Source organism: Burkholderia sp. AU39826, from assembly GCF_020419965.1.
GTDB lineage: Bacteria > Pseudomonadota > Gammaproteobacteria > Burkholderiales > Burkholderiaceae > Burkholderia > Burkholderia semiarida.
The window spans coordinates 708,449-733,969 of sequence record NZ_JAIZQG010000002.1; the positions used below are offsets into that span (position 1 = coordinate 708,449).

The 25,521-nt window shown below is 67.8% G+C and carries 23 protein-coding genes and 1 pseudogene; 14 read left to right on the forward strand and 10 right to left on the reverse strand.

The window, feature by feature from the left end; all coding sequences use genetic code 11:
* The first annotated feature begins 58 nt into the window (after positions 1–58).
* The 7 genes and pseudogenes from LGM42_RS08110 to cls all read left to right on the forward strand — a co-directional run bounded on the left by LGM42_RS08110 (position 59) and on the right by cls (position 7,523).
* Positions 59–1,110: pseudogene (locus LGM42_RS08110) on the forward strand (RNA-guided endonuclease InsQ/TnpB family protein).
* Positions 1,111–1,286: 176 nt separating this feature from the next.
* The gene (gene dapC / locus LGM42_RS08115; RefSeq protein WP_226231965.1) at positions 1,287–2,519 is read left to right on the forward strand and encodes a succinyldiaminopimelate transaminase; all 1,233 of its coding nucleotides are present in this window, start codon (positions 1,287–1,289) and stop codon (positions 2,517–2,519) included.
* Positions 2,520–2,564: 45 nt separating this feature from the next.
* Positions 2,565–3,392 carry a 2,3,4,5-tetrahydropyridine-2,6-dicarboxylate N-succinyltransferase gene (dapD, locus tag LGM42_RS08120; protein ID WP_059573688.1) on the forward strand — a complete coding sequence of 276 codons (828 nt, stop codon included), beginning with the start codon at positions 2,565–2,567 and terminating at the stop codon, positions 3,390–3,392.
* Entirely contained in the window at positions 3,392–3,760 is a 369-nt protein-coding gene (locus LGM42_RS08125) for an ArsC family reductase (RefSeq protein WP_034207673.1), read from the forward strand. Before dapD ends, LGM42_RS08125 begins: the two co-directional genes overlap by 1 nt.
* Before the next feature lie 120 nt (positions 3,761–3,880).
* Positions 3,881–5,020 (forward strand): succinyl-diaminopimelate desuccinylase, encoded by a 1,140-nt coding sequence (dapE, locus tag LGM42_RS08130; protein ID WP_060316822.1) that lies wholly within the window; start codon positions 3,881–3,883, stop codon positions 5,018–5,020.
* A gap of 11 nt (positions 5,021–5,031) precedes the next feature.
* Positions 5,032–5,940: a 50S ribosomal protein L3 N(5)-glutamine methyltransferase gene (prmB, locus tag LGM42_RS08135; protein WP_226231966.1), complete on the forward strand. Its 909-nt coding sequence runs from the start codon at positions 5,032–5,034 to the stop codon at positions 5,938–5,940.
* Positions 5,941–6,083: 143 nt separating this feature from the next.
* On the forward strand, positions 6,084–7,523 hold the full coding sequence (cls, locus tag LGM42_RS08140) for a cardiolipin synthase (protein ID WP_060010433.1): 1,440 nt from the start codon (positions 6,084–6,086) through the stop codon (positions 7,521–7,523).
* A 28-nt stretch (positions 7,524–7,551) separates the two neighbouring features.
* On the opposite strand, the gene LGM42_RS08145 is transcribed toward cls, so the two are convergent.
* A complete protein-coding gene (locus LGM42_RS08145; protein ID WP_060316830.1) occupies positions 7,552–8,031 on the reverse strand; it encodes a glutathione peroxidase in 480 nt (159 codons plus the stop codon).
* Positions 8,032–8,167: 136 nt separating this feature from the next.
* Between LGM42_RS08145 and LGM42_RS08150 the strand changes: the two genes are divergently transcribed.
* Positions 8,168–10,099, forward strand: a complete 1,932-nt coding sequence (locus tag LGM42_RS08150; RefSeq protein WP_226231967.1) for an ATP-binding cassette domain-containing protein — start codon at positions 8,168–8,170, stop codon at positions 10,097–10,099.
* A gap of 200 nt (positions 10,100–10,299) precedes the next feature.
* Here LGM42_RS08150 and LGM42_RS08155 read toward each other — a convergent pair whose 3' ends face one another.
* The 3 genes from LGM42_RS08155 to alr form a co-directional block, all read right to left on the reverse strand.
* A complete protein-coding gene (locus LGM42_RS08155) occupies positions 10,300–10,566 on the reverse strand; it encodes a DUF2866 domain-containing protein (RefSeq protein WP_060316836.1) in 267 nt (88 codons plus the stop codon).
* Positions 10,567–10,714: 148 nt separating this feature from the next.
* Complete coding sequence (gene radA, locus LGM42_RS08160; protein WP_060316840.1) at positions 10,715–12,091, reverse strand: DNA repair protein RadA; 1,377 nt, start codon at positions 12,089–12,091, stop codon at positions 10,715–10,717.
* 11 nt (positions 12,092–12,102) lie between these two features.
* Positions 12,103–13,173, reverse strand: coding sequence for an alanine racemase (gene alr, locus LGM42_RS08165; RefSeq protein WP_059645348.1), 1,071 nt, complete (start codon positions 13,171–13,173; stop codon positions 12,103–12,105).
* Positions 13,174–13,391: 218 nt separating this feature from the next.
* Between alr and lplT the strand changes: the two genes are divergently transcribed.
* A complete protein-coding gene (lplT, locus tag LGM42_RS08170) occupies positions 13,392–14,699 on the forward strand; it encodes a lysophospholipid transporter LplT (RefSeq protein WP_059573680.1) in 1,308 nt (435 codons plus the stop codon).
* 58 nt (positions 14,700–14,757) lie between these two features.
* Positions 14,758–15,567 carry a bifunctional hydroxymethylpyrimidine kinase/phosphomethylpyrimidine kinase gene (gene thiD, locus LGM42_RS08175; RefSeq protein WP_226231968.1) on the forward strand — a complete coding sequence of 270 codons (810 nt, stop codon included), beginning with the start codon at positions 14,758–14,760 and terminating at the stop codon, positions 15,565–15,567.
* Between the two features lie 18 nt (positions 15,568–15,585).
* On the opposite strand, the gene LGM42_RS08180 is transcribed toward thiD, so the two are convergent.
* From LGM42_RS08180 to tsaB, 4 genes are read right to left on the reverse strand one after another with little or no spacing between them, the layout of a single operon-like run.
* The gene (locus tag LGM42_RS08180; RefSeq protein ID WP_060316846.1) at positions 15,586–16,551 is read right to left on the reverse strand and encodes a DUF1853 family protein; all 966 of its coding nucleotides are present in this window, start codon (positions 16,549–16,551) and stop codon (positions 15,586–15,588) included.
* Complete coding sequence (locus LGM42_RS08185) at positions 16,548–17,585, reverse strand: uracil-DNA glycosylase (RefSeq protein ID WP_060316850.1); 1,038 nt, start codon at positions 17,583–17,585, stop codon at positions 16,548–16,550. The genes LGM42_RS08180 and LGM42_RS08185 overlap by 4 nt, the downstream gene beginning before the upstream one ends.
* Positions 17,572–18,072 (reverse strand): ribosomal protein S18-alanine N-acetyltransferase, encoded by a 501-nt coding sequence (gene rimI / locus LGM42_RS08190; protein WP_059573676.1) that lies wholly within the window; start codon positions 18,070–18,072, stop codon positions 17,572–17,574. Before rimI ends, LGM42_RS08185 begins: the two co-directional genes overlap by 14 nt.
* On the reverse strand, positions 18,069–18,836 hold the full coding sequence (gene tsaB, locus LGM42_RS08195; RefSeq protein ID WP_060316853.1) for a tRNA (adenosine(37)-N6)-threonylcarbamoyltransferase complex dimerization subunit type 1 TsaB: 768 nt from the start codon (positions 18,834–18,836) through the stop codon (positions 18,069–18,071). The genes rimI and tsaB overlap by 4 nt, the downstream gene beginning before the upstream one ends.
* 146 nt (positions 18,837–18,982) lie before the next feature.
* On the opposite strand from tsaB, the gene LGM42_RS08200 reads away from it, so the two are divergent.
* From LGM42_RS08200 to aceA, 3 genes are all read left to right on the forward strand, one after another.
* Positions 18,983–19,252: an acyl-CoA-binding protein gene (locus LGM42_RS08200; RefSeq protein WP_011885170.1), complete on the forward strand. Its 270-nt coding sequence runs from the start codon at positions 18,983–18,985 to the stop codon at positions 19,250–19,252.
* 357 nt (positions 19,253–19,609) lie between these two features.
* Positions 19,610–21,154, forward strand: a complete 1,545-nt coding sequence (locus tag LGM42_RS08205; protein ID WP_226231969.1) for a DEAD/DEAH box helicase — start codon at positions 19,610–19,612, stop codon at positions 21,152–21,154.
* 389 nt (positions 21,155–21,543) lie between these two features.
* A complete protein-coding gene (gene aceA / locus LGM42_RS08210; RefSeq protein ID WP_059645325.1) occupies positions 21,544–22,851 on the forward strand; it encodes an isocitrate lyase in 1,308 nt (435 codons plus the stop codon).
* A gap of 210 nt (positions 22,852–23,061) precedes the next feature.
* Here aceA and LGM42_RS08215 read toward each other — a convergent pair whose 3' ends face one another.
* Positions 23,062–23,496, reverse strand: a complete 435-nt coding sequence (locus tag LGM42_RS08215; protein ID WP_226232045.1) for a universal stress protein — start codon at positions 23,494–23,496, stop codon at positions 23,062–23,064.
* 159 nt (positions 23,497–23,655) lie between these two features.
* On the reverse strand, positions 23,656–24,561 hold the full coding sequence (locus LGM42_RS08220; RefSeq protein WP_059573672.1) for a LysR family transcriptional regulator: 906 nt from the start codon (positions 24,559–24,561) through the stop codon (positions 23,656–23,658).
* A 157-nt stretch (positions 24,562–24,718) separates the two neighbouring features.
* Between LGM42_RS08220 and LGM42_RS08225 the strand changes: the two genes are divergently transcribed.
* Positions 24,719–25,486 (forward strand): haloacid dehalogenase type II, encoded by a 768-nt coding sequence (locus tag LGM42_RS08225; protein WP_060316864.1) that lies wholly within the window; start codon positions 24,719–24,721, stop codon positions 25,484–25,486.
* Positions 25,487–25,521: the final 35 nt, after the last annotated feature.

The following is a 25,521-nucleotide window of genomic DNA, read 5'->3' on the forward strand; positions in this document are numbered from 1 at the left end:
CGGGAAGGAAAGGCGTGCTGTTGACAGGCAGCTTTTCCCACAGGTTAGGATCACCGGCATGATCCTTGTCTACCGCTACCGGGTGAAATCGCTCAACGGACTGCTTAACAAGCAGAGCCGCGCGGTGAACTACGTCTGGAACTTCTGCAATGACACGCAGAAGCACGCGCTCAAGTGGAGCAAGAAGTGGCCGACGGGGTTCGATCTGAACGTGCTGACGACGGGGAGCAGCAAGGAACTCGGCATCCACTCCGGCACGATCAACGCGACGTGCGAGCAATATGCGAAGTCGCGCAGTCAGCACCGACGGCCCTACCTGCGCTATCGCGGCAGGAAATCGCTGGGCTGGGTGCCGCTGAAGGGCCGTGACCTGAAGCGCGAGGGTGACGCGTTCCGTTTCGCCGGCAACACGTTTCGCGTGTTCAACAGCCGAGCGCTTCCCGAAGGCAAGATCAAGGACGGGACCAACTTTGCGCAGGATGCGCGCGGCAACTGGTTCCTGAACATCGTGATCGAGATGCCCGATGTGCAGGCCCGCCCGATCCGTTCCGGCGTCGGCATCGATCTCGTCTGAAAGACTTCGCCACACTTTCGACCGGCGAGAAGCTGCCCAATGAACAGTTCGGTCGACGGGCGGCGGAAAAGCTGGAGAAAGCGCAACGGGCGCGAAAGCACAAGCGTCATATCGCGAAGTTGCACGCCAAGGTCGCGAATGCCCGTGCCGATTTCCAGCATAAGCTCGCGTTCGATCTGGTGCGGCGTTTCGATTACATCGCTGTCGGCGACGTATCTGCCGTCAAACTTGCCAGAACCAGGATGGCGAAGAGCGTCTACGACGCATCCTGGTCGTCCTTCCGAAACAAGCTCCGCTACAAAGCGATCGCGCACGGGGCCACGTTCGAGGAAGTCGACGAAAGCGGTTCGACCCAGTCCTGTTCGTCGTGCGGGTCGCAAGACAGCACGACGCGGCCGAAAGGTATCGCGGGACTGCGAATAAGAGAGTGGACCTGCAGTGACTGTGGTGTCGAACATGATCGTGATATCAACGCTGCGCTGAACATTCTCCGATGCGGACGTGCATCGCCAGGTGTGGGAATCCTCCGCCTTTAGGCGGACGAGGACGTCAATTGGTTCGATACCCTTTATTCGAGCGGCCCCGGCCGCCGCGCCGGCAGGCCGTGACCGCATTCCGTCACGCTATAATCATCCGCTGCGACCCGCGCGCCCGAGGCGCCGTTCGCAGCCGCGCGGCGCGCCCGCCGCTTCTTTCGCTCCAACCGGCCGCGATGGCCGCTTCGCCCGTGAACCCTCGACTCGACTCGCTCCAGCCCTATCCCTTCGAAAAGCTGCGCGCCCTGTTCAAGGACGTGACGCCTTCCGGCGACCTGAAACCGATCAGCTTCGGCATCGGCGAGCCCAAACACGCGACGCCGGCGCTGATCCGCGACGCCGTGGTGGCCGCGCTCGACGGCCTCGCGTCGTATCCGGCCACCGCCGGCTCGGACGCGCTGCGCATGTCGATCGCACGCTGGCTCGAGCGCCGCTACGGGCTGCCGGCCGTCGATCCGGCCACGCAGGTGCTGCCGGTGTCGGGCTCGCGCGAGGCGCTCTTCTCGCTCGCGCAGACCGTGATCGACGCGCGCGCGACCGCGGACGGCAAGAAGGCGATCGTACTCTGTCCGAATCCTTTCTATCAAATTTACGAAGGCGCGGCGCTGCTGGCCGGTGCCGAACCCTATTTCGCGAACAGCGACCCGGCCCGCAACTTCGCGTGCGACTACGCGGCCGTGCCCGACGACGTGTGGGCGCGCACGCAACTGCTGTATGTGTGCTCGCCGGGCAACCCGACAGGCGCCGTGCTGACGCTCGACGACTGGCGCGAGCTGTTCGCGCTGTCCGACCGCCACGGTTTCGTGATCGCGTCCGACGAGTGCTACTCGGAAATCTATTTCGACGAAGCGGCGCCCCCGCTCGGCGGCCTCGAGGCCGCGCACCGCCTCGGCCGCGGCTTCGAGCGCCTCGTGATGCTGTCGAGCCTGTCGAAACGCTCCAACGTGCCGGGCATGCGCTCGGGCTTCGTCGCCGGCGACGCCGCGCTGCTCAGGAAATTCCTGCTGTACCGCACGTATCACGGCGCCGCGCTGTCGCCGGTGTGGCAGCACGCGAGCATCGCCGCGTGGAACGACGAGGCGCACGTGCGCGAGAACCGCGCGCTGTACCGGCAGAAGTTCGATACGGTCACGCCGATGCTCGCCGACGTGATCGACGTGAAACTGCCCGACGCCGCGTTCTACCTGTGGGCCAGCGTGTCGCGCACCGGCCTGTCGGACACCGAGTTCGCCCGCCGCCTGTACGCCGACTATAATGTGACGGTTCTGCCCGGCTCGTACCTCGCGCGCGATGCGCACGGCGCGAACCCGGGCCGCGATTTCATCCGGATCGCGCTCGTCGCGGGCACCCCCGAATGCGTCGAGGGCGCGCAACGCATCGTCGATTTCTGCCGGGCTCTCGCGCGGTAAGACGTCCATCCCGATCAATTCCATCCATCTCCTGCGAAAACGAACATGTCGCAACAACTTCAGCAAATCATCGATACCGCCTGGGAAAACCGCGCCGAGCTGTCGCCGAAGGCCGCGCCCGCCGACGTCCGCGAGGCCGTCGCTCACGCGATCGAGCAACTCGACAAGGGCGCGCTGCGCGTCGCCGAGAAAATCGACGGCAACTGGACGGTCCACCAGTGGCTGAAGAAGGCCGTGCTGCTGTCGTTCCGCCTGGAGGACAACGCGCCGATGCCGGCCGGCGGCTACTCGCAGTTCTACGACAAGGTGCCGTCGAAGTTCGCGAACTACACGGCTGAAGACTTCGCCGCGGGCGGCTTCCGCGTCGTGCCGCCGGCCATCGCGCGCCGCGGCTCGTTCATCGCGAGGAACGTCGTGCTGATGCCGTCGTACACCAACATCGGCGCGTACGTCGACGAAGGCACGATGGTCGACACGTGGGCGACGGTCGGTTCGTGCGCGCAGATCGGCAAGAACGTGCACCTGTCGGGCGGCGTCGGCATCGGCGGCGTGCTCGAGCCGCTGCAGGCGAACCCGGTCATCATCGAGGACAACTGCTTCATCGGCGCGCGCTCGGAAGTCGTCGAAGGCGTGATCGTCGAGGAAAACTCGGTGATCTCGATGGGCGTGTACCTCGGCCAGAGCACGAAGATCTACGATCGCGAGACGGGCGAGGTCAGCTACGGCCGCATCCCGGCCGGCTCGGTCGTCGTCGCCGGCAACCTGCCGTCGAAGGACGGCTCGCACAGCCTGTACTGCGCGGTGATCGTCAAGAAGGTCGACGCGAAGACGCGTGCGAAGGTCGGCCTGAACGAGCTGCTGCGAGGCGACTGATGGCGAAGCCGCACACCGTGGTCGTCTACGGCATTCCGAACTGCGACACCGTGAAGAAGGCCCGCGTGTGGCTCGACGATCACGGCGTCGAATTCGAGTTCCACGATTTCAAGAAGCTCGGCGTCAGCGCGCCGCTGATCGAAGACTGGCTGAAGGACGTGTCGCTCGACGCGCTCGTGAACAAGCGCGGCACGACGTGGCGCGGCCTGGACGACGCGATGAAGGCGGCCGCCGAAACGAAGACCGGCGCGGTCGCGCTGATGATCCACAAGCCGTCGGTCATCAAGCGCCCCGTGCTCGTCGTCAACGGCCGCGTGAAATCGCTCGGCTTCGCGGCCGACCAATACGCGGCGCTGTTTGCCGCATAGGGCGGCCCGCGCCGCGCCTGCGGGCGGGCCTGTTCACGCTAATAACGGGCTTGCGCTGGCCCGACGCCCTGTCGCTGCCGGCCACCGCGCCGGCATTTTTTATCGAAAGTGGTCCGAACCATGTCCGCCACCCTAGCCCTTACCGAACAGCTGATCGCCCGCGCGTCCGTGACGCCCGACGACCAGCACTGCCAGCAGATCATGACCGAGCGCCTCGCCGCGCTCGGCTTCGAATGCGAGACCATCGCGTCGCACGGCGTGACCAACCTGTGGGCCGTCAAGCGCGGCACCGACGGCCGTGACGGCAAGCTGCTCGCGTTCGCGGGCCACACCGACGTCGTGCCGACCGGCCCGCTCGAACAGTGGACCTCGCCGCCGTTCATCCCCGCCCATCGCGACGGCAAGCTGTACGGCCGCGGCGCGGCCGACATGAAGACGTCGCTCGCGGCGTTCGTCGTCGCGTCCGAGGAATTCGTCGCGGCCCATCCCGGCCACCGCGGCGCGATTGCGTTCCTGATCACGAGCGACGAGGAAGGCCCGGCCACCGACGGCACCGTGAAGGTCGTCGAGCTGCTGCAGGCACGGGGCGAGCGGCTCGACTACTGCATCGTCGGCGAACCGACGTCGACCGCCGAGCTCGGCGACGTCGTCAAGAACGGCCGCCGCGGCTCGATGTCCGGCGAACTGGTCGTCAAGGGCGTGCAGGGCCACATCGCGTATCCGCACCTCGCGAAGAACCCGATCCACCTGCTCGCGCCGGCGCTCGCCGAGCTCGCCGCCGAGCAGTGGGACGCCGGCAACGAATACTTCCCGCCGACCACCTGGCAGGTGTCGAACCTGCACGCCGGCACCGGCGCGACCAACGTGATCCCCGGCCACGCCGACCTGCTGTTCAACTTCCGCTTCTCGACCGCGAGCACGGTCGAGGGCCTGCAGGCCCGCGTGCATGCGATCCTCGACAAGCACGGCCTCGAATACACGCTGAAGTGGTCGGTGAGCGGCCTGCCGTTCCTCACCCCGCGCGGCGAACTGTCGGGCGCGCTGGAAACCGCGATCCGCGCCGAGACCGGCATCACGACCGAGCTGTCGACGACGGGCGGCACGTCGGACGGCCGCTTCATCGCGCGCATCTGCCCGCAAGTGATCGAGTTCGGCCCGCCGAACGGCAGCATCCACAAGATCGACGAGCACATCGAGCTGCGCTTCGTCGACCCGCTGAAGAACGTGTACCGACGCGTGCTCGAACAACTGATCGCCTGACGGAGCCTCGCATGACGACACCTTTTGCCACGGTCCGCGACCTGCTGCGCTACGCGGTCACGCGCTTCTCGAAAGCGAAGCTCGCGTTCGGCCACGGTTCCGACAACGCGTACGACGAAGCGGCCTACCTCGTGCTGCATACGCTCGACCTGCCGCTCGACACGCTCGAACCGTTCCTCGACGCGCGCCTCTTGCCCGACGAAATCGCGGCCGTGCTCGCGGTGATCGAACGACGCGCGACCGATCGCGTACCGGCCGCGTACCTCACGCACGAAGCGTGGATGCACGGCCACCGCTTCTACGTCGACGAACGCGTGATCGTGCCGCGCTCGTTCATCGGCGAACTGCTCGACGACGGGCTGCAGCCGTATGTCGCCGATCCCGAGCAGGTCGGCGCGGTGCTCGAACTGTGCACCGGCTCCGGCTGCCTCGCGATCCTCGCGGCGAGCGCGTTCCCGAACGCGGAGATCGACGCGGTCGACCTGTCGGAAAAGGCGCTCGAAGTCGCGGCAATCAACGTGCGCGACTACGGCCTCGAAGATCGCATCGGGCTGCACCGTGGCGATCTCTACGCACCGCTGCCCGCGTTCCGCACCGATCCCGACTCGCGCTACGACGTGATCCTGACGAACCCGCCGTACGTCAATGCCACGTCGATGGCCGCGCTGCCGCCCGAATACCGGCACGAGCCGGAAATGGCGCTCGCCGGCGGCGACGACGGGATGGACATCGTGCGGCGCATCGTCGCCGACGCGCACCGCTGGCTGCATGACGACGGCGTGCTCGTCGTCGAGATCGGCAACGAGCGCGAGAACGTCGAAGCGGCGTTCGGCGGCCTCGAGCTCACGTGGCTGCCCACCAGCGCGGGCGACGACGCGGTGTTCCTGATCCAGGCATCGGACCTGCCGCGCAAGGCCTGAGCGTGTGCGGGCCATCCGCCGTGCGGCGCACCGTTGCGCCGCACGGTTGGGTAAGATGCGCGTAGGCGGCCGCCCGGCCGCACGACCTGCGGAATCCCTTCGGGAGCTCTCCCGGCAGTCCCTCGGCAGTTCTTTACGCACTCATGACCCTCGACTGGCTACATCTCGGCACCCTGATCCTGATCATCCACGTGCTCGGGATCGTCGCGGCGTGCCACGCAATCATGAACACGCGCACGTCGCAAGGCGCGATCGCGTGGGCCGTCTCGCTCACGGCCATGCCGTACCTGACGCTCGTTCCGTACCTGTTCCTCGGCCGCAGCAAATTCTCCGGCTACGTCGACGCCCGGCGCCACGAGCTGGAAATGTTGCGCACGCACACGCCTCGCTCGCCGTGGCGCACCGCCGACGCGACCGACGGGCCGGCCGCGGACGCGCTGGGACAGGCCGCCGTGCTCGCGCTCACGCGGCTCGGCGGCATGCCGTTCCTCGGCGGCAATTCGGTGCGCACGCTCGTCAACGGCGACGCGACGTTCTCGGCCATCCTGGCGGCGATCGACGCCGCGCGCGACTACGTGCTCGTCCAGTTCTTCATCGTGCGCGACGACGCGCTCGGCCGGATGCTGCGCGACTCGCTGCTCGCGCGTGCGGCGGCCGGCGTGCGCTGCTGCGTGCTGTACGACAGCATCGGCAGCTTCGACCTGCCGCACCGCTACGTCGACGCGTTGCGCCGGGGCGGCGTCGAGGTCCATCCGTTCGCGACCAACCGGAAATTCGTCAACCGCTTCCAGCTGAACTTCCGCAACCACCGCAAGATCGTCGTCGTCGACGGCAATCGCGCGTTCGTCGGCGGCCACAACGTCGGCGTCGAATATCTCGGCGCGAATTCGCGGCTGTCGCCATGGCGCGACACCCACATCGAGATCCGCGGCCCCGTGGTGGCGAGTATTCAATACGTGTTCGCCGAAGACTGGCACTGGGCGACGCAGAAGCTGCCGCCCATCGCGCTGCCGCCGCCCGCGCAGCCTGGCGACGGCATGCATTGCCTCGCGGTGCCGATGGGGCCGGCCGACAAGCAGGAAACCGGCTCGCTGTTCTTCGTCGAATCGATCAATGCCGCCCGCGAACGGGTCTGGATCACCACGCCGTACCTCGTTCCCGACGAAGCCGTGGTCTGCGCGCTGAAGCTCGCCGTGATGCGCGGCGTCGACGTGCGCATCCTGATCCCGAGCCGGCGCGATCACTACGTCGTGTTCGAGGCGTCGAAGCTTTACGCACGCGAGCTGGTCGATGCGGGCGTGAAAGTGTTCCGCTACCGGCCCGGCTTCCTGCACCAGAAGGTCGTGCTGATCGACCGCATCGCGGCGGCGGTCGGCAGCGCGAATCTCGACAACCGCTCGTTCCGCCTCAATTTCGAGGTCATGGTCATGACCGTCGATCGCGCGTTCGCCGACGAGGTGGAAACGATGCTCGATGCCGACTTCGCGCAGGCATACGAGGTCGATGCGGACGAATACCGTCGGTCGCCCGCCTGGCGGCGCATCGCGATGCACGTCGCGCGGCTGTTCGCGCCGATCCTGTAACGGCCGCGGCGCATGCCGTGCGTCGCCGTCAAAGCAGCTTGTCGATGTCCGCGGCGATTTCTTCGGGCTTGGTGGACGGCGCGTAGCGCTTGACGATGCGCCCTTCGCGGTCGATCAGGAATTTCGTGAAATTCCACTTGATCGCCTTGAGGCCGAGAATGCCGGGCGCCTCGTCGGTCAGGTAGCGATACAGCGGATGCGCATGGTCGCCCTTCACGTCGATCTTCGCGAACATCGGGAACGTGACGCCGTAGTTGCGTTCGCAGAACGCACCGATCTGCGCGGCGTCGCCCGGCTCCTGCCTGCCGAACTGGTTGCACGGGAAGCCGAGCACGAAGAAGCCGCGCGCCGCGTACTGGTCGTACAGCTTCTGCAGGCCCGCGTACTGCGGCGTGAAACCGCACTCGCTCGCGGTATTGACGATCAGCAGCACCTTGCCGCGATATGCGTCGAGCGATACCGGCGCACCGGCGAGCGTCTCCGCGCTGAACGAATACAGGGTGGACATCGGGCACTCCTTTTACGAAACCGGATCGACGTGGAGTCTAGGCGAAATCGCGCCGTTGCGGCATCCGCCGATCGGCCGATGCCCGGCGCACGCGGCGCGCAGTCTAGAATAGCGGTTTTGGCCAGCCATTTCCGCCGTGATCCGTTTCAATCAGTTCAGCCTTGCGCGCGGCACCAAGCCGCTGTTCGAGTCGGCCTCGTTCGTGCTCAATCCCGGCGAGAAAGCCGGCCTGATCGGCGCGAACGGCGCCGGCAAGTCGACGCTGTTTTCCGTCCTGCGCGGCGAGCTGCATTCCGACGGAGGCGATTTCTCGATGCCGCCGTCGTGGCGGATCGCCCACGTGTCGCAGGAAACGCCCGCGGTCGACCGCTCGGCGCTCGACTATACGCTCGACGGCGACACCGCGCTGCGCGAGATCGAGGCGCGTATCGCCGCCGCGTCGGCCGCGCATGACGGCGCGGCCGAAGCCGACGCGCACGCGGCGTTCGCCGATGCCGACGGCTACACCGCGCCTGCCCGCGCCGAAGCGCTGCTGCTCGGCCTCGGCTTCACGCTCGCGCAAACCCGCGAATCCGTCGCGAGCTTCTCCGGCGGCTGGCGCATGCGCCTGAACCTCGCGCAGGCGCTAATGTGCCGCTCCGATCTGCTGCTGCTCGACGAACCGACGAACCACCTCGACCTCGACGCGATCGTCTGGCTTGAAGACTGGCTGCACCGCTACGCCGGCACGCTCATCGTGATCTCGCACGATCGAGAATTCCTCGATTCGATCTGCAACGTCACGCTGCATCTGGAAAATCGCCAGGTGAAGCGCTACGGCGGCAACTACTCGCAGTTCGAGGTGCTGCGCGCGCAGCAACTGGCGCTGCAGCAAAGCGCCTACGAAAAGCAGCAGAAGACGATCGAGCACCTGCAGAGCTTCGTCGACCGCTTCAAGGCCAAGGCGACCAAGGCCAAGCAGGCGCAAAGCCGGATGAAGGCGCTCGAGAAGATGGAGCTGATCGCGCCCGCGCACATCGCGTCGCCGTTCACGTTCGAATTCCGCACGCCCGACGCCGCGCCGAACCCGATGATGGTGATGGAGGACGTCCGCTGCGGCTACCACGCCGACGACGGAACGGACATCCCGATCGTCGAGCGCGTCGCGCTGTCGATCCAGAACGGCCAGCGCATCGGCCTGCTCGGTGCGAACGGCCAAGGCAAGTCGACGCTGATCAAGACGCTGGCCGGCACGCTCGCGCCGCTGTCCGGGCACGTGCGCGACGGCAAGGGGCTGACGATCGGCTACTTCGCGCAGCACCAGCTCGAAACGCTGCGCGAGGACGATTCGCCGCTCACGCACCTGGCGCGGCTCGCACCCGACACGCGCGAACAGGAATTGCGCGACTTCCTCGGCGGCTTCAATTTCTCGGGCGACATGGCGACCAGCCCGGTCGGGCCGTTCTCGGGCGGCGAGAAAGCCCGCCTCGCGCTGGCGCTGATCATCTGGCAAAAGCCGAACCTGCTGCTGCTCGACGAACCGACGAACCACCTCGACCTCGAAACGCGCCACGCGCTGACGATGGCGCTCGCGCAATTCGAAGGCACGCTGATCCTCGTGTCGCACGATCGCCACCTGCTGCGCGCGACGACCGACCAGTTCATGCTGGTCGCGAAGCACCGGCTGCAGCCGTTCGACGGCGACCTCGACGACTACCGCGACTGGCTGCTGCAGCATGCGGCCGAGCAACGCGCGGCCGCGAAGGCCGACAGCGCGGCAGCCGCGGGCGCCGATCCGGGCATCAACCGCAAGGATCAGAAACGCCTGGCCGCCGAGGAACGCCAGCGGCTGTCGCAACTGAAAAAGCCGCTGCAGAACCGCATCACGAAGCTCGAGAAGGAAATGGAAACGCTGCACGCGGAGAAAGCGCGCCTCGACGCGTTCGTCGCCGATCCGGCGAGCTACGAGGCCGCGCGCAAGACGGAGCTGACCGACGCGATCCGCAAGCTCGGCGAGGTCACGACTCGGCTCGAGACGGTCGAGGCCGATTGGCTCGCCGTGCAGGAAGAACTCGAGCAGATCGGCTGAACGCGGCCCGGGCGCCGTAGCCGATCGCTTCATCGGCGGCGGGTGCGCCGCGGCGGTCGGGTGTCGACGCCCCACGAACCCGCCTGGCCGCGCCCCGCCCCCGGAAACGACGAGGCCGGACACGCTCGCCCGGCCTCTTTGTCACCGCTGCGTCCGACGCGGCTGCGGCGGCCGGCCCTTATGCCCGCCGCACCATCCGCTCAGCGGCGCGGCAGCGTGTCGCGCGGCATCTGCTCGTCGTCGCCCATCAGGTGCCGGCGCCCTTTGGTCGGCCGGCGGATCGCCGCGGCGACTTCCGCTTCCGTCACGTCCTCGGACACGACCTTGCGCGCCAGCCGCCCTTCTTCGTCGATCCATTCGACGATCCGGCATCCGCCGCCCCACGGCTGGCGGATCGGCTCCGACACGCGGCAGCCGCGCAGGTTGTAAAGGCGTCCGCCAGGCGCTTCCCCATACGATTTCAACATAGGTTCCCTTCGCATTGCGCGGTTCGACAATCCGGCCAAGGATAGGGAAAAGCGATGTCCGGCGGGTTACATCAGCCTACATATTCTTTACAGCGAATTACGCGACAGATCGCCCGGCTCGATACGGCCCGTGCACGGGCCGGGCCGCTCATTCAAGATCGCGCACGCGGTCGATCGCCTGCTCGAGCCGCTCGACGGCCATCACGTTCAGCCCTTCGATCGGCTGCTTCGGCGCATTCGCCTTCGGAATCAGCGCGGATGTGAAGCCGAGCTTCGCCGCTTCGCGCAGCCGCTCCTGCCCGCGCGGGGACGGCCGGATCTCGCCCGCCAGACCCACCTCGCCGAACACGATCAGCCCTTTCGGCAGCGCCTTGTTGCGCATCGACGAGTGAATCGCGAGCAGCACCGCGAGGTCGGCGGCCGGCTCGGTGATCTTCACGCCGCCCACCGCGTTGAGGAACACGTCCTGATCGAAGGCCGCGATGCCCGCGTGCCGGTGCAGCACCGCGAGCAGCATCGCGAGCCGGTTCTGCTCGAGGCCGACCGCGAGCCGGCGCGGGTTCGGCACGTGCGCCGTATCGACGAGCGCCTGGATTTCGACGAGCAACGGGCGCGTGCCTTCCTGCGTGACGAGCACGCACGAGCCGGGGACGACCTGCTCGTGCTGCGACAGGAACAGCGCGGACGGGTTGGCTACGCCGCGCAGCCCGCGCTCGGTCATCGCGAACACGCCGAGCTCGTTGACCGCGCCGAAACGGTTCTTGAACGCACGCACGAGCCGGAACGACGAATGCGTGTCGCCTTCGAAGTACAGTACCGTGTCGACGATGTGCTCGAGCACGCGTGGGCCGGCAAGGTTGCCCTCCTTCGTCACGTGCCCGACCATGATGATCGCGGTGCCCGACTGTTTCGCGATGCGCGTGAGCTGCGCCGCGCACTCGCGCACCTGCGCGACCGAACCGGGCGCCGACGTGAGCGCCTCCGAATAGACGGTCTGGATCGAGTCGATCACGGCCACGTCCGGCCGCTCCGCATCGATCGCGGCCTGGATCTTCTCGAGCTGGATCTCGGCGAGCAGCTTCAGTTCGGCCGCCGGCGCGCCGCCGTCGAGCAGCGCGAGCCGTTGCGCGCGCAACGCGATCTGCGCGGCCGATTCCTCGCCGCTGATATAGAGCGCGCGCCGCTCGCTCGCGATATCCGCGAGCGACTGCAGCAGCAACGTCGACTTGCCGATGCCCGGATCGCCGCCGATCAGCACGACGCCGCCCGGCACCAGCCCGCCGCCCAGCACGCGATCGAATTCGCCGATGCCGGTCGAGAAGCGCGGTACGTCGGCGGCCTCGATGTCGACGAGGCGCTGCACCGGCGCGCGCTTCGCGAGCGACTGGAAACGATGGGCGGCCGGCGACTCGGCAACCGATTCGACGAGGGTGTTCCACGCCTGGCACGACGGGCACTGGCCCTGCCATTTCGGGGTCTGTCCGCCGCACTCGCTGCAGACGTATACGGTTTTCTGTTTGGCCACGCGCGACGCCCTTATTCCGCTCGCACCGGCACGCGGGCAGCGACCGCGCACATCAGCTCGTAGCCGATCGTCCCGCAATGGCGCGCGACGTCGTCGATCGGCAGCGCGTTGCCCCACAGCTCGACGCGCGCGCCGACGCCGGCCTGCGGGCACGGCGTCAGGTCGACGGTGATCATGTCCATCGACACGCGGCCGACGATCCGCGTGCGGATGCCGTCGACGATCACCGGCGTGCCTTCGGGCGCCACGCGCGGATAGCCGTCCGCGTAGCCGCACGCGACGACGCCGATGCGCATCGGCGCCTGCGCGGAGAACGTCGAGCCGTAGCCGATCGCCTGCCCCTTTCCGATCGTCTGCACCGCGATCAGCTCCGACGCGAGCGTCATCGCCGGCTTCAGCCCCGTGTCCGCGATGTCGGACGACAGCCCGGACGGCGACGCCCCATACAGCACGATCCCCGGCCGCACCCAGTCGAAGTGCGTATCCGGATGCCACAGCACGGCCGCCGAATTCGCGAGACTGCGCGCGCCGGCGATGTTTTCCGCGCCGCGCTCGAACGTCGCGAGCTGCTCGGCGACGCCGCGCTCGTTGTCCGCGTCCGAAAAATGGGTCATCAACGTGATCTGGCCGATGCCGGGGCACGCGCGGGCGCGCTCCCAAGCGGCGCGGTATTTCTCCGGCACGTAACCGAGCCGGTTCATCCCGCTGTTCATCTTGAGCTGCACGTTGACGGGCTTCGACAGCCGCGCCGTTTCCAGCATCCGCATCTGCTCGTCGTTGTGGACCGTCGTGGTTAGGCTGTAGCGGTCGATCACGTCGATGTCGGTCGAGCGGAAGAAGCCTTCGAGCAACAGGATCGGGCCGGCCCAGCCGAGCTCGCGCAGCTTCACGGCCTCGTCGAGGTCGAGCAGGCCGAAACCGTCGGTGCCGCGCAGGCCCGGAAACACGCGGGCGAGACCGTGGCCGTACGCGTTGGCCTTGACGACCGCCCAGACCTTGGACGGGCCGGCAAAGCGGCGGACGACGGAGAGATTGTTCGCGAGAGCGGCGGTGTGGATGGTGGCGGAGATCGGGCGCGGCATGGGAAATTTACGTAAAGACGCTTGCGAATCATCAGCTTACCGCGCCTTTTGAGCACCGAAGCCGACAATTTGCGGAACGATCGGGGAATCTTGCTAGTCCGAATTCGCGTATTTTCATGTTATAAAGCCGTGCGCACAACCCATTTCGAACGGAATAAGCCGATCGCATACCAGGCGGCCTACGCGGCCCTGCCGCAGCGACGAAAGCATCGCATCAGATGAAAAAAGGTTTTTACACCATCATGGCCGCGCAGTTTTTTTCGTCGCTGGCCGACAATGCGCTCCTCATCGCCGCCATCGCCCTGCTGAAAGATCTCCACGCCCCCAACTGGATGACACCGCTGCTGAAGCTGTTCTTCGTGTTGTCGTATGTGGTGTTGGCGGCGTATGTCGGTGCGTTCGCGGATTCACGTCCGAAGGGCCGCGTGATGTTCATCACGAACTCGATCAAGGTGATCGGCTGCCTGATCATGCTGTTCGGCGCCCACCCGCTGATCGCGTACGGGATCGTCGGCTTCGGCGCGGCAGCCTACTCGCCGGCCAAGTACGGCATTCTCACCGAGCTGCTGCCGGCCGACCGGCTGGTCGCCGCGAACGGCTGGATCGAAGGCACGACCGTCAGCTCGATCATCCTCGGCACCGTGCTCGGCGGCGCGCTGATCAGCCCGCACATCGCGTCGCACGTGATCGCGCACACGCCCGCCTGGATCGGCACGCCCGCCGAAGCGGCGATGGCGATCATCATGGCGATCTACGTGGTCGCCGCACTGTTCAACCTGCGCATTCCCGACACGGGCGCCCGCTATCCGAAGCAGGAGCGCGGCCCGGTCAAGCTGCTCACCGATTTCGCCGACTGCTTCATGGTGCTCTGGCGCGACAAGCTCGGCCAGATCTCGCTCGCGGTCACGACGCTGTTCTGGGGCGCGGGCGCGACGCTGCAGTTCATCGTGCTGAAGTGGGCCGAGGTGTCGCTCAACATGTCGCTGTCCGAAGGCGCGATCCTGCAGGCCGTGGTCGCGGTCGGCGTCGCGGCCGGCGCGATCGCCGCCGCCGCCCGGATCCCGCTGAAGAAGTCGCTGACCGTGCTGCCCGTCGGCATCATCATGGGCATCGCGGTGATGCTGATGGCGTTCTACACGCGCGACCTGTTCCCGTCGCACTGGGCCGTGCATGTCGGCCATCTGCGCCTGCCGTTCTACCTGATCGTCGCCTACATCTTCCTGATCGGCGTCGGCGCGCTGTCCGGCTACTTCGTCGTGCCGATGAACGCGCTGCTGCAGCATCGCGGCCACGTGTTGCTGTCGGCCGGCCATTCGATCGCGGTGCAGAACTTCAACGAGAACCTGTCGGTGCTCGTGATGCTGTGCCTGTATGCGGTGCTCGTGTGGCTCGACGTGCCGGTCGGCGTCGTGATCGTGCTGTTCGGCACGTTCGTCTGCCTGACGATGTGGCTCGTGATGCGCCGCCATCAGGCGAACCAGCGTCAGTTCGACTCGGTCGCGCTGATCGGCGAATCGCGGCACTGACGCTACACTTTCGGTTTTCGTCCGCCGGCGCCGGGCCTCGAACCGGCGCATTGCCCTCATGACGCACCCGATACCCAACATCCTGACGATCGCCGGCTCCGATTCGGGCGGCGGCGCGGGCATCCAGGCCGACCTGAAGACGTTTTCCGCGCTCCGCGCGTATGGCGCGAGCGTGATCACCGCGCTGACCGCGCAGAACACGCGCGGCGTGACGGGCGTGCATGCGCCGGACGCCGCCTTCGTGACCGCGCAGCTCGACGCGGTGTTCGGCGACATCCGCATCGATGCGGTCAAGATCGGGATGCTCGCGAACGCGGCGATCGTGCAGGCGGTGGCCGACGCGCTGCGCCGTTACGCGCCGCGCTTCGTCGTGCTCGACACGGTGATGATCTCGAAGAGCGCGCACGCGCTGCTCGCGCCCGATGCCGTCGACGCGCTACGCGACACGCTGCTGCCGCTTGCGACGGTCGTCACGCCGAACCTGCCCGAGGCAGCCGCGCTGCTCAACGACGCACCCGCCACCACCGAAGACGACATGGTCCGGCAAGGCCGGGCCTTGCTGCAGACGGGCGCACGCGCCGTACTGATGAAGGGCGGCCACCTGCCCGACGCGTCCGCGAGTCCCGACTGGCTCGTCGAAACGACGCGCACCGTGCGGCTCGACGGCACGCGCGTGCCGGTCAGCAACACGCACGGCACCGGCTGCACGCTGTCGTCGGCGATCGCGGCGCTGCTGCCGCAGCAGCCCGACCTCGAAAGCGCGGTACGCGAGGCCAAAACCTACCTGACCGGCGCAATCGTCGCGAGCGCCCACCTCGACGTCGGCCACGGCGTCGGCCCGGTCCACCATTTTCATCGCTGGTGGTGAGCGGCCGCTCGCGCGGCGTCAGCGATCCTGTGCGGCGAACGCCTGCGCGCGCGCCGGCCAGTCGTCGGGCACGACGAAACCGCGCGCCGTCTCGCGCCACGTGCCGTCGCCGGTCCTTTCGTGGATCGCGATCAGGTCGGGCGCTCCGCGCGCCGCCAGCACGGCCGGCAACTCCGGTGCGCTCGCCAGCGGCTCGGGCTCGAAACCGGCGCCGGCGACGGCACGCCGCGGCGCCAGCCACGCCAGTCGCGGCAACACGCTCCATGCGGCGCCGTCACGCTGCGCGGCCGCCCACGCCGGCCACTGCGCGTGCGTGAGCCAGAAACCGCGCGGGTGATCCGGCGCGATTTCGGCGGATACTGGCAACACCGGCGCGCCGTGCGGATGGAACAGCCAGCCCTTGATGAACATCTGCGCGTCGGACGGCGCGCCGTAGCCGAGCCGGGCAAAAGCGTCGTGCTGGCCGAGCCGCAACTGATGGTCGAGCAGCCGGCTGCGCTTGCGGTCGAAGCGGTCGACGAGATTGGGGCCGACGAAGTCGGCGAGCGCCGCGCCGCCGCGCACCGGCGCGCACAGATAGCACTTCACCGCGAGTTCCCAGTGCAGGCGCCGGCCGTCCGGCGCATCGACCAGAAAATCGACTTCACCGAGCGTGCGGCCATTGCTGCGCAGCGGCAGATTGGCCGCGACGAGCCGCAGCGCCGGCCCGTGCGTCAGAAAGTATTCGAGCAGGCATTCGGCGTAGCGGCCGAGCCGCGTGGGCCGGAACCCGTCGAGCGCGCGATGCAGCGGCCCGGGGTGCGCATCGAGCGCGGCAAGCCAGGCTTCGACGGCCGCTTGGCCCGCCGCATCCGGCCACGGGCGCGCGAGCGACGCGCCCGGTACCGCGGTGAGCAGGCTCGGGCTGGCCAGCAGCCAGCCCAGATCGCGCACCGCGACGTCATGCAGCGTATCGACGAACGCGTACGCCGCGCCGGTCGTCATGGCCCGGTCGGACCGTTCGCGTCGGCGCCTTGCGCACGCCGGAACGTGTCGCGCGCGAGGCACAGGTCGGCCCACGCCTTCGCCTTGTCCTGCAGGCTGCGCAACAGGTAGGCCGGGTGGTACGTGACGATCACCGGCACGCCCTCGTACGCATGCACGCGGCCGCGCAGCGACGCGATGCTCGCGTCCGTCTTCAGCAGCGTCTGCGCCGCGAAACGGCCGAGCGCGACGATCAGCTTCGGCTTCACGAGCGCGACCTGGCGCTGCAGATACGGCTCGCAGCGCGCGACCTCGTCCGGCTCCGGATTGCGGTTGCCGGGCGGCCGGCACTTGATCACGTTCGCGATGTAGACGTTGTCGCCGCGCTTGAGCGACAGCGACTGCAGCATGTTGTCGAGCAGCTTGCCGGCCTGGCCGACGAACGGCTCGCCCTGCTTGTCCTCGTTCTCGCCCGGCGCTTCGCCGATCAGCATCCAGTCCGCTTCGCGGTCGCCGACGCCGAATACGGTGTTGGTCCGCTTCTCGCAGAGGCGGCACAGCGTGCAGCCGGCCACGCGCTCGGCCAGCGCATCCCAGTCGAGCGCGGCGACCGGCATGCCGGCGGGGCGCGATTCGACGGCCGGCACGGGCACGGATTCGCCCGGCGGTGCCGCGTCGAACCACGCGAAATCGTCGTCACCTGCCGGCGGCGCGTCACCCTTCGGCGGCATCGTATCGGGCGATGCCGCCGATGCGGTCGATGCGGCCTGCGCGGGCGGGCGATCGCGATCGACGACGCCGTGCGCCGCCGGCGACTCGCGAGCCGGCACACCGCCGGCCGCGCCATGCGCGACGGCCGCGGGCGCATCGTCCCGCACCGGCGCCCGCGCGGCGCGCACCGGCCGCTCGGCCGCGACGGCGTGACCATCGTCGGCCGTCGCGGCCTGTACGACGGCCGGCGCGTCGGCGGCCGCGCCTTCGTCCGCGCGCTGCCCGCGCCGCACCCAGATTTGCGCGAGACCCAGTTCCTCGAGCGCCGCTTCAGCCCACGCCATGCGTGTCCCCCTCGTCCTTGTTCAGCGTCAGACGCATCACGATCGCGTCCTCCCGGCTGCGATGCTTCGCCGGATAGTAATTCTTGCGCCGGCCGATCGTCACGAAGCCGAAGCGTTCGTACAGATGAATCGCGCGCGAATTGGTCGGCCGCACTTCGAGCAGCACGCCGTCGAGCCCCTCCGCGCGCGAAATGCGCACCGCCTCGCGCAGCAGCGCGAGGCCCGCGCCCGCGTGCTGCGCGGCCGGCGCGACGCACAGGTTCAGCAAATGCATCTCGTCGATCACGGGCATCAGCACGCAATAGCCGACGAGCGACCCCGTCACGTGCCGCAGGCACACGCCCAGATAGCCGTTGCGCAACGAATCCTCGAAGTTGCCGCGGCTCCACGGAAATTCGTACGCGACGTGCTCGATCGCGACGACCTCGTCGAGATCGGCGTCCGTCATCGGCGCCAGATAGCGGTCGCTCAGCAGGACGCCCGTCATCCCTTCGCCCCGCCCGTCTGTGCCGCTCGTGCCGCGACGCGCTCGGCCGTCGTCTGCGCGACCTTGTCGCGCACGTACTCGGGCGCGGCGTGGTCGGCCGGCACCGCACGCCCGGCGCGAAACGCGCGCAGCGCGGCATGCGCGACCGCCAGCGCATGCGGCAACGCATCGCCGTCGATCGAGGCCGCCCGCGCGGCGGCCGGCAATTGCGCGCCGAACGCTGCGGCCGCATTGCCGGCGAGCGTGAACGGCGCGTCGGGCACGCCGACGGCGCCTGGTGCGTCGAGCGACGCCGGATGCCGCGTGCGCCAGTCGCCGGCGGCGGCGTCCCATTCGAAATCCGCCCAGTAGGCTTCGTCCATCCGCGCGTCGAGCGCGGCGAGCACGCGGGTCGTACCGGGCGTACGCAGCCGCGCATGTTCGGCGCACGCGAGCAGCGTGCCGATCGGCACGACCGGCAGCCCGGCGCCGAACGCGAGGCCCTGGGCAATGCCCGTCGCGGTCCGCAGGCCCGTGAACGAGCCCGGGCCCGCGCCGAACGCGATCGCGTCGCAGTCGGCGAGCGTCAGCCCGGATTCGGCGAAGAGTTCCTGGATCGCCGGCAGCACGCGCGTGCTCGACACGGCGCCCGTCAGCTCGTGACGGACCCAGGTTTGCGGGGGGGAAACGGCGTCATCGGCGTGGGCCGAGCGCAGCAACGCGACCGAGCAGTATTCGGTCGACGTATCGATGGCGAGGAGCACTGTTTGCGTCATGGGCGACATTGTAATGCGCCGCCCCGCTCCCACGGGCGATCGGGCCCGATCTGTCGCGCGTGCGGCGTCGTCCGCGGTTTGGAAGGATCGCTCGACCCCGCGCGGCGGTCCGCTTGTTAAGATCGGCCGACCTGAAACCCTTACGGAGACACCCGATGAGCGACCTCACCGCGCAATTCGACCAGGCCCAGATCGACGTCAAGCAACTGACCGAACGGCCGGGCAACCTGACCCTGCTGCGCCTGTATGCGCTCTTCAAGCAGGCGACCGACGGCGATGCGCACGGCGACAAGCCCGGCTTCACCGACATCGTCGGCAAATACAAGTACGATGCCTGGGAAGCCCTGAAGGGCACGTCGCAGGATGCGGCGAAGCAGCAGTACGTCGAACTCGTCGAATCGCTGAAAAACGGCACGGCGTCCTGACCGAATCACGGTCATCGCAATAGGCAATCAAATCAGTGGCGCAGCGCAGCAAATTTCTTTATAATGCTGCCTGCGTCATCTCCCGCGCTCGGCTCGCAAGCCGTTCCGGCCCGACGCCTCGTAGCGTTAAGCTCCAATCCGGTTTAGAACCTGTCCCCTCCTGCTTCGACCCTTGCGGTCGTCAACTAGGCTGGCGGCCCCGCTCCTGAAGCGCGCCGCACCCAAAACAGCTTCTAATGCCTCATCCGCCGACGGTTCGGCGGATTGCACCCGTTTCCCGATTTGCTCGCTGAATCCGACGACTTGGGTATGCGCGATTGGCGCCGACGTTTCACCCACTGTGTTTCAAGGATTGTTATGACTTCGAGCATCAACACCAGCCCGCTCAACGCGATCGCCGACCAGGCGCTCGGTCTCGACGACGCCGCCGCACCGGCCGCGGTCGAACCGGCGTCGGACGAGCCGAGCTTCGCGTCGCTCGGGCTGTCGCCGGAGATCATCTCCGCGCTGCAGGCCGCCGGCTACGTGAAGCCGACGCCGGTCCAGCAGCGCGCGATTCCGGCCGGCATCGCCGGCCGCGACCTGCTGGTGTCGAGCCCGACCGGTTCGGGCAAGACGGCCGCATTCATGCTGCCCGCGATCGAACGTTTCGCGCAGCTCCAGAAGACGCAGGCGCAGCAACCGCGCGCCCCGCGTGAACCGAACCAGGGCGATCGCCGCGCGCGCCGCCCGCAACCCGTCGCGCGCCCGGGCCTGCTCGTGCTGACGCCGACCCGCGAACTCGCGATGCAGGTCACGACGGCCGCGTCGACGTACGGCAAGCACCTGAAGCGCCTGCGCACGGTCAGCATCCTCGGCGGCGTCGCCTATGGCCAGCAGCTGATGCTGCTCGCGAAGAACCCGGAAATCCTGGTTGCCACGCCGGGCCGCCTGCTCGACCACCTCGAGCGCGGCCGCATCGACCTGTCGGAACTGAAGATGCTGGTGCTCGACGAAGCCGACCGCATGCTCGACATGGGCTTCATCGAAGACATCGAAACGATCGTCGCCGCCACGCCGGAATCGCGCCAGACGATGCTGTTCTCGGCCACGCTCGACGGCAAGATCGGTTCGCTGACGAGCCGCCTGCTGAAGGATCCGGAACGCATCGAGATCCAGCAGCGCCTCGAATCGCGCGCGAACATCGCGCAGACCGTCCACTACGTCGACGACCGCGATCACAAGGATCGCCTGCTCGATCACCTGCTGCGCGACGACGCGCTCGACCAGGCGATCATCTTCACGGCGACCAAGATCGACGCCGACCAGCTCGCCGGCCGTCTCGCCGACGCAGGCTTCGAATCGGCCGCGCTGCACGGCGACCTGCCGCAGGGCGCGCGCAACCGCACGATCCGTGCGCTGCGCGAGCGCCGCGTGCGCGTGCTGGTGGCCACCGACGTCGCGGCACGCGGCATCGACATCCCGGGCATCACGCACGTGTTCAACTACGACCTGCCGAAGTTCGCGGAAGATTACGTGCACCGTATCGGCCGTACCGGCCGCGCGGGCCGTTCGGGTATCGCGGTGAGCCTCGTGCATCACGCCGAGCAAGGCGCGCTCAAGCGCATCGAGCGCTTCGTGCGCTCGCCGCTGCCGGTCAACGTGATCGAAGGCTTCGAGCCGCGCAAGGCGCCCCCCCGTAACGGCGGCACCGGCGGCCGCGGCCGTCCGGGCGGCGGTAACGGCGGTCGCCGTTTCGGCGGCAAGCCGGGCGGCGGTTATGGCGGCAGCGGCAACGGCCGCAGCTACGGCGGCGGCAATGGCGGCGGCTGGAGCGGCAAGCCCGGCGGCAGCCGCGACGGCGGCCCGCGTCGCGACGGCCAGCGCAGCGGCGGCCCGCGCCGCAGCAATTCGGCATCGTAAGCACACACGGGCGGCCGTCGGCCGCCCAGCGGATCGGCAACCCGCCCATCCCAGCCGACCGGCGCATCCGCGCCGGTTTTTTTTCGCCCCTTCCGCATATTTCACAATACGGAAAAAATTTTTGTGTCGTAAAAAATCATGCTGCACGGCACAACCCACGCGATTGCAGGATAGGAAAATGCATTTCTTATCTCGAAACTACGCGCGCAAGCTATTGATTCAAAACAATTAAAAAATTACGCACCTCACGAAGCGGCCCCTGTTTCACTCCCGTCGATTTGCCTAGACTCTTATACAAGACCTCGCGAAACGGAACGCACTGCTTCCCCGCTTCGCGAACAGCATCCCCGTCAGATTCGGCAGGCATACATCGCATCAAGGAGCTCATCATGTCGCGTCAGCAACAGGCACAGGAACTGCAACAGCAATGGGAAACCGATCCGCGCTGGAAGGGCATCAAGCGCAGCTACTTGGCTGAGGACGTGGTCCGCCTGCGCGGCTCGGTCCCGATCGAACACACGCTGGCCAAGCGCGGTGCGGAAAAACTGTGGAGCCTCGTCAACAACGAGCCGTTCGTCAACGCACTCGGCGCGCTGACCGGCAACCAGGCCATGCAGCAGGTGAAGGCCGGCCTGAAGGCCATCTACCTGTCCGGCTGGCAAGTGGCCGGCGACGCCAACGTCGCGGGCGAAATGTACCCGGACCAGTCGCTGTATCCGGCGAACTCGGTGCCGCTCGTCGTGAAGCGCATCAACAACACGCTGACGCGCGCCGACCAGATCCAGTGGTCGGAAGGCAAGAACCCGGGCGACGAAGGCTACGTCGACTTCTTCGCGCCGATCGTCGCCGATGCGGAAGCCGGTTTCGGCGGCGTGCTCAACGCGTTCGAGCTGATGAAGGCGATGATCGAGGCAGGCGCATCGGGCGTTCACTTCGAGGACCAGCTCGCGTCGGTGAAGAAGTGCGGCCACATGGGCGGCAAGGTGCTCGTGCCGACGCGCGAAGCCGTCGCGAAGCTGTCGGCCGCGCGTCTCGCGGCCGACGTGATGGGCACGCCGACCGTGCTGATCGCCCGCACCGACGCGGAAGCGGCCGATCTGATCACGTCCGACGTCGACGACAACGACAAGCCGTTCCTGACGGGCGAGCGCACGGTGGAAGGCTTCTTCCGCACGAAGCCGGGCCTCGAGCAGGCGGTCTCGCGCGGCCTCGCGTATGCGCCGTACGCGGACCTGATCTGGTGCGAAACGGGCAAGCCGGATCTCGAGTACGCGAAGAAGTTCGCGGAAGCGATCCACAAGCAGTTTCCGGGCAAGCTGCTGTCGTACAACTGCTCGCCGTCGTTCAACTGGAAGAAGAACCTCGACGACGCGACGATCGCGAAGTTCCAGAAGGAGCTCGGCGCGATGGGCTACAAGTTCCAGTTCATCACGCTGGCCGGCTTCCATGCGCTGAACTACTCGATGTTCAACCTCGCGCACGGCTATGCCCGCACGCAGATGAGCGCGTTCGTCGAACTGCAGCAGGCCGAGTTCGCGGCCGCCGACAAGGGCTTCACGGCCGTCAAGCATCAGCGCGAGGTCGGTACGGGCTACTTCGACGCGGTCACGCAGACGGTCGAACGGGAAGCGTCGACGACCGCGCTGCACGGGTCGACCGAGGACGAACAGTTCTTCGACGGCAAGAAGGTCGCATAACGCGCGCAGGCGCTACGCCGATGCCCGCCGCGTCTCGCGACGCCGCGGCGTCGGCCACCGGAACAACAATCAGGGAGGAGACGGCAGGCGCGCGAGTCCCATCGCGCGACCGGCCGCGCGGCCTGCGGGCCGCCAGCAACGATGCGCGCCGGCTTGGTCCGGCGCGCCCTTTTTCCGCGGTGCAGCCGCCCGGCCACGGCCGGCGCTGCCCTACCGATAGACGATCACCGGAATTTTCGTATGGGTCAGCACGCGCTGCGTCTCGCTGCCGATCAGCAGGCTGCCGAGCCCGCGGCGTCCGTGGGACGCCATGAAGATCACGTCGCACCCGCCGCGTTCGGCCGCCTCGATGATGCCGAGATACGGCGACGGATGCACGCTCGTCCACGTGTCGCACGCGACCCCGGCCGCCTGCGCGGCCGCTTCCACCTCGTCGAGATGCGCACGCGCCTCGCGCTCGCTGCGCGCGCGGAAATCCGCGGGCGGCTCGATGATCACTTCGGAAAACGGCGAGTACGGGTATTGCGGCAGGCACGCGTAGGCCGTCACGCGCGCGCCGACCGCACGAGCCAGGTCGATCGCACCGTCGATCGCCTTTTGCGACAGTTCGGAACCGTCGGTTGGAACGAGGATGTGCCGGAACATCGCGCCCTCCTTCGTCGATTGCACGCCACACGCCGCGGCGCCGGCCGAGCCGGCCGCGACACGGCGCGCATGCCTCTTACGATTGTAGTGCGCGAAACCGCGCACGCCGCGCCGCCAGCGGGTTCGCCCTCATATCGGAAACACGCGGGCGCGTGTCGCCTACCCGCCCCAATAGCCGGGCCGCTCGTACGTATGCTTCAGGTAATCGAGAAACAGGCGCACGCGCAACGGCAGATGGCGGCGCTGCGGAAACACCGCATGGATGCCGATCGGCGGCGCGGCGAACGCGTCGAGCACGCTGACGAGCCGGCCGGCCGCGATGTCCTCGCCGACTTCCCACCACGAGCGCCACGCCAGGCCATGGCCGGCGAGGCACCACTCGTGCAGCACCGCGCCGTCCGAGCATTCCATCGTGCCGTTCACGCGGATCGACACGACCTTGCCGTCCTCCTGGAACGTCCAGCCGCGCTGCTGGTTCGCGTTCGCCGCGAGCGCGAGGCAGTTGTGCCGCGCCAGTTCCGCGAGTGTGACCGGCATGCCGCGCCGCTCGAGATATGCGGGAGACGCGACGCACACGCGGCGATTCTCGCCGAGCTTCAGCGATACCAGCGACGAGTCGGGCAGCTCGCCGAGCCGCACCGCGCAATCGAATCCTTCGTTGACGAGATCGACCATCCGGTCGGACAGGTCGAGCGTGACCGACACGTCCGGGTGCCCGACGCTGAATTCGGGCACGAGCGGCGCGACGTGCCGGCGGCCGAAGCCGGCTGGCGCGGAAATGCGCAGGTGGCCGCTGGCCTTCACGCCGCCGGCGGACACGCTCGCTTCCGCGTTCTGCATGTCGTTGATGATGCGCTGGCAATCCTCGAGGAACGCCGAACCCTCGAACGTCAGCGTGAGCTTGCGCGTCGTGCGCACCAGGAGCTTGACGCCGAGCCGCTCCTCGAGCGCGTCGAGGCGGCGGCCGATGATCGCCGGCGCGACCCCTTCCGCATGCGCGGCCGCCGACAGGCTGCCTTTTGCCGCGACCGCGGCGAACGTTTCGATCTGTTTGAACCGGTCCATGACGCTCGCGAGAGGACGGCATCGCCGCCCTTCAAATAGCTTGAGCCGCTCAGATTAGGTATATGAAAGTAAAAGATCAAGTGATGTTTAGCGTATTTTTTAGCATCTTCTATCACGAATACAATCGACCCGACCTCTGAAACTGGAGCGCAAGGCTATGTCGGCCACAACGACACTCTCCTCTCCCGACGCCATTCTCTTCGACGCATTCGGCACGTTGTTCGACGTGCGTGCCGTGCTGGCCGCGGCAGAGCAGATGTTCCCCGGACACGGGGAACGGTTGTCGCAGCTGTGGCGACGCAAGCAGATCGAATACTCGCAGCTGCGCACGCTCGCCGATCCGGCCGGCGCGCACTACCGCCCGTTCCGGGACATCACGCTCGATGCGCTGCGGTTCGCCGCGCGCCGGCTCGGGCTCGCGCTGAACGGCGCGGCCGAGAAGCGGTTGATGGACGAATACGCGTGCCTGTCCACCTATCCCGACACGGTGCCCGCGCTGCGCAAGCTGCGCGCGCTCGACCCGCGCCGGCCGCTCGCGATCCTGTCGAACGGCACCCCGCAGATGCTCGACATCGCGATCAAGAGCGCGGGCATGTCCGGCCTGTTCGATCGCGTGCTGTCGGCCGACGCCGTGCGCGCGTACAAGCCGAGTCCGGCCGCCTATGCGCTCGGCACCGCCGCGTTCGGAGCGAATCCGCGCGACATCGTGTTCGTGTCGTCGAACGCGTGGGACGTCGCCGGCGCGACCTGGTTCGGCTACACGACGTTCTGGCTCAATCGCACGGGCGCGCCCGCCGAGGAACTCGGCGCGCCGCCCGACGGCGCCGGCACCGGCATGGCCGACCTGCTCGCCTTCCTCGCCACACCCGCCCCGGCTCCGTCCGGCAGACCCGCGAACCGCACGCGCCCCGGCCCGGGTGCATGACGCTCGCGGATGCCGCCTTCCCCCTTCACCGAAAC

Coding starts and splice junctions, on each gene's coding strand:
- LGM42_RS08200 (WP_011885170.1), top strand. CDS start 18,983: ATGAGCGACCTCACCGCGCAATTCGACCAGGCCCAGATCGACGTCAAG.
- cls (WP_060010433.1), top strand. CDS start 6,084: ATGACCCTCGACTGGCTACATCTCGGCACCCTGATCCTGATCATCCAC.
- dapC (WP_226231965.1), top strand. CDS start 1,287: ATGGCCGCTTCGCCCGTGAACCCTCGACTCGACTCGCTCCAGCCCTAT.
- LGM42_RS08125 (WP_034207673.1), top strand. CDS start 3,392: ATGGCGAAGCCGCACACCGTGGTCGTCTACGGCATTCCGAACTGCGAC.
- LGM42_RS08145 (WP_060316830.1), bottom strand. CDS start 8,031: ATGTCCACCCTGTATTCGTTCAGCGCGGAGACGCTCGCCGGTGCGCCG.
- LGM42_RS08180 (WP_060316846.1), bottom strand. CDS start 16,551: ATGACGACCGGCGCGGCGTACGCGTTCGTCGATACGCTGCATGACGTC.
- tsaB (WP_060316853.1), bottom strand. CDS start 18,836: ATGTCGCCCATGACGCAAACAGTGCTCCTCGCCATCGATACGTCGACC.
- LGM42_RS08220 (WP_059573672.1), bottom strand. CDS start 24,561: ATGGACCGGTTCAAACAGATCGAAACGTTCGCCGCGGTCGCGGCAAAA.
- aceA (WP_059645325.1), top strand. CDS start 21,544: ATGTCGCGTCAGCAACAGGCACAGGAACTGCAACAGCAATGGGAAACC.
- prmB (WP_226231966.1), top strand. CDS start 5,032: ATGACGACACCTTTTGCCACGGTCCGCGACCTGCTGCGCTACGCGGTC.
- dapE (WP_060316822.1), top strand. CDS start 3,881: ATGTCCGCCACCCTAGCCCTTACCGAACAGCTGATCGCCCGCGCGTCC.
- thiD (WP_226231968.1), top strand. CDS start 14,758: ATGACGCACCCGATACCCAACATCCTGACGATCGCCGGCTCCGATTCG.
- LGM42_RS08205 (WP_226231969.1), top strand. CDS start 19,610: ATGACTTCGAGCATCAACACCAGCCCGCTCAACGCGATCGCCGACCAG.
- LGM42_RS08225 (WP_060316864.1), top strand. CDS start 24,719: ATGTCGGCCACAACGACACTCTCCTCTCCCGACGCCATTCTCTTCGAC.
- LGM42_RS08185 (WP_060316850.1), bottom strand. CDS start 17,585: ATGGCGTGGGCTGAAGCGGCGCTCGAGGAACTGGGTCTCGCGCAAATC.
- lplT (WP_059573680.1), top strand. CDS start 13,392: ATGAAAAAAGGTTTTTACACCATCATGGCCGCGCAGTTTTTTTCGTCG.
- rimI (WP_059573676.1), bottom strand. CDS start 18,072: ATGACGGGCGTCCTGCTGAGCGACCGCTATCTGGCGCCGATGACGGAC.
- dapD (WP_059573688.1), top strand. CDS start 2,565: ATGTCGCAACAACTTCAGCAAATCATCGATACCGCCTGGGAAAACCGC.
- LGM42_RS08215 (WP_226232045.1), bottom strand. CDS start 23,496: ATGTTCCGGCACATCCTCGTTCCAACCGACGGTTCCGAACTGTCGCAA.
- alr (WP_059645348.1), bottom strand. CDS start 13,173: ATGCCGCGCCCGATCTCCGCCACCATCCACACCGCCGCTCTCGCGAAC.
- LGM42_RS08155 (WP_060316836.1), bottom strand. CDS start 10,566: ATGTTGAAATCGTATGGGGAAGCGCCTGGCGGACGCCTTTACAACCTG.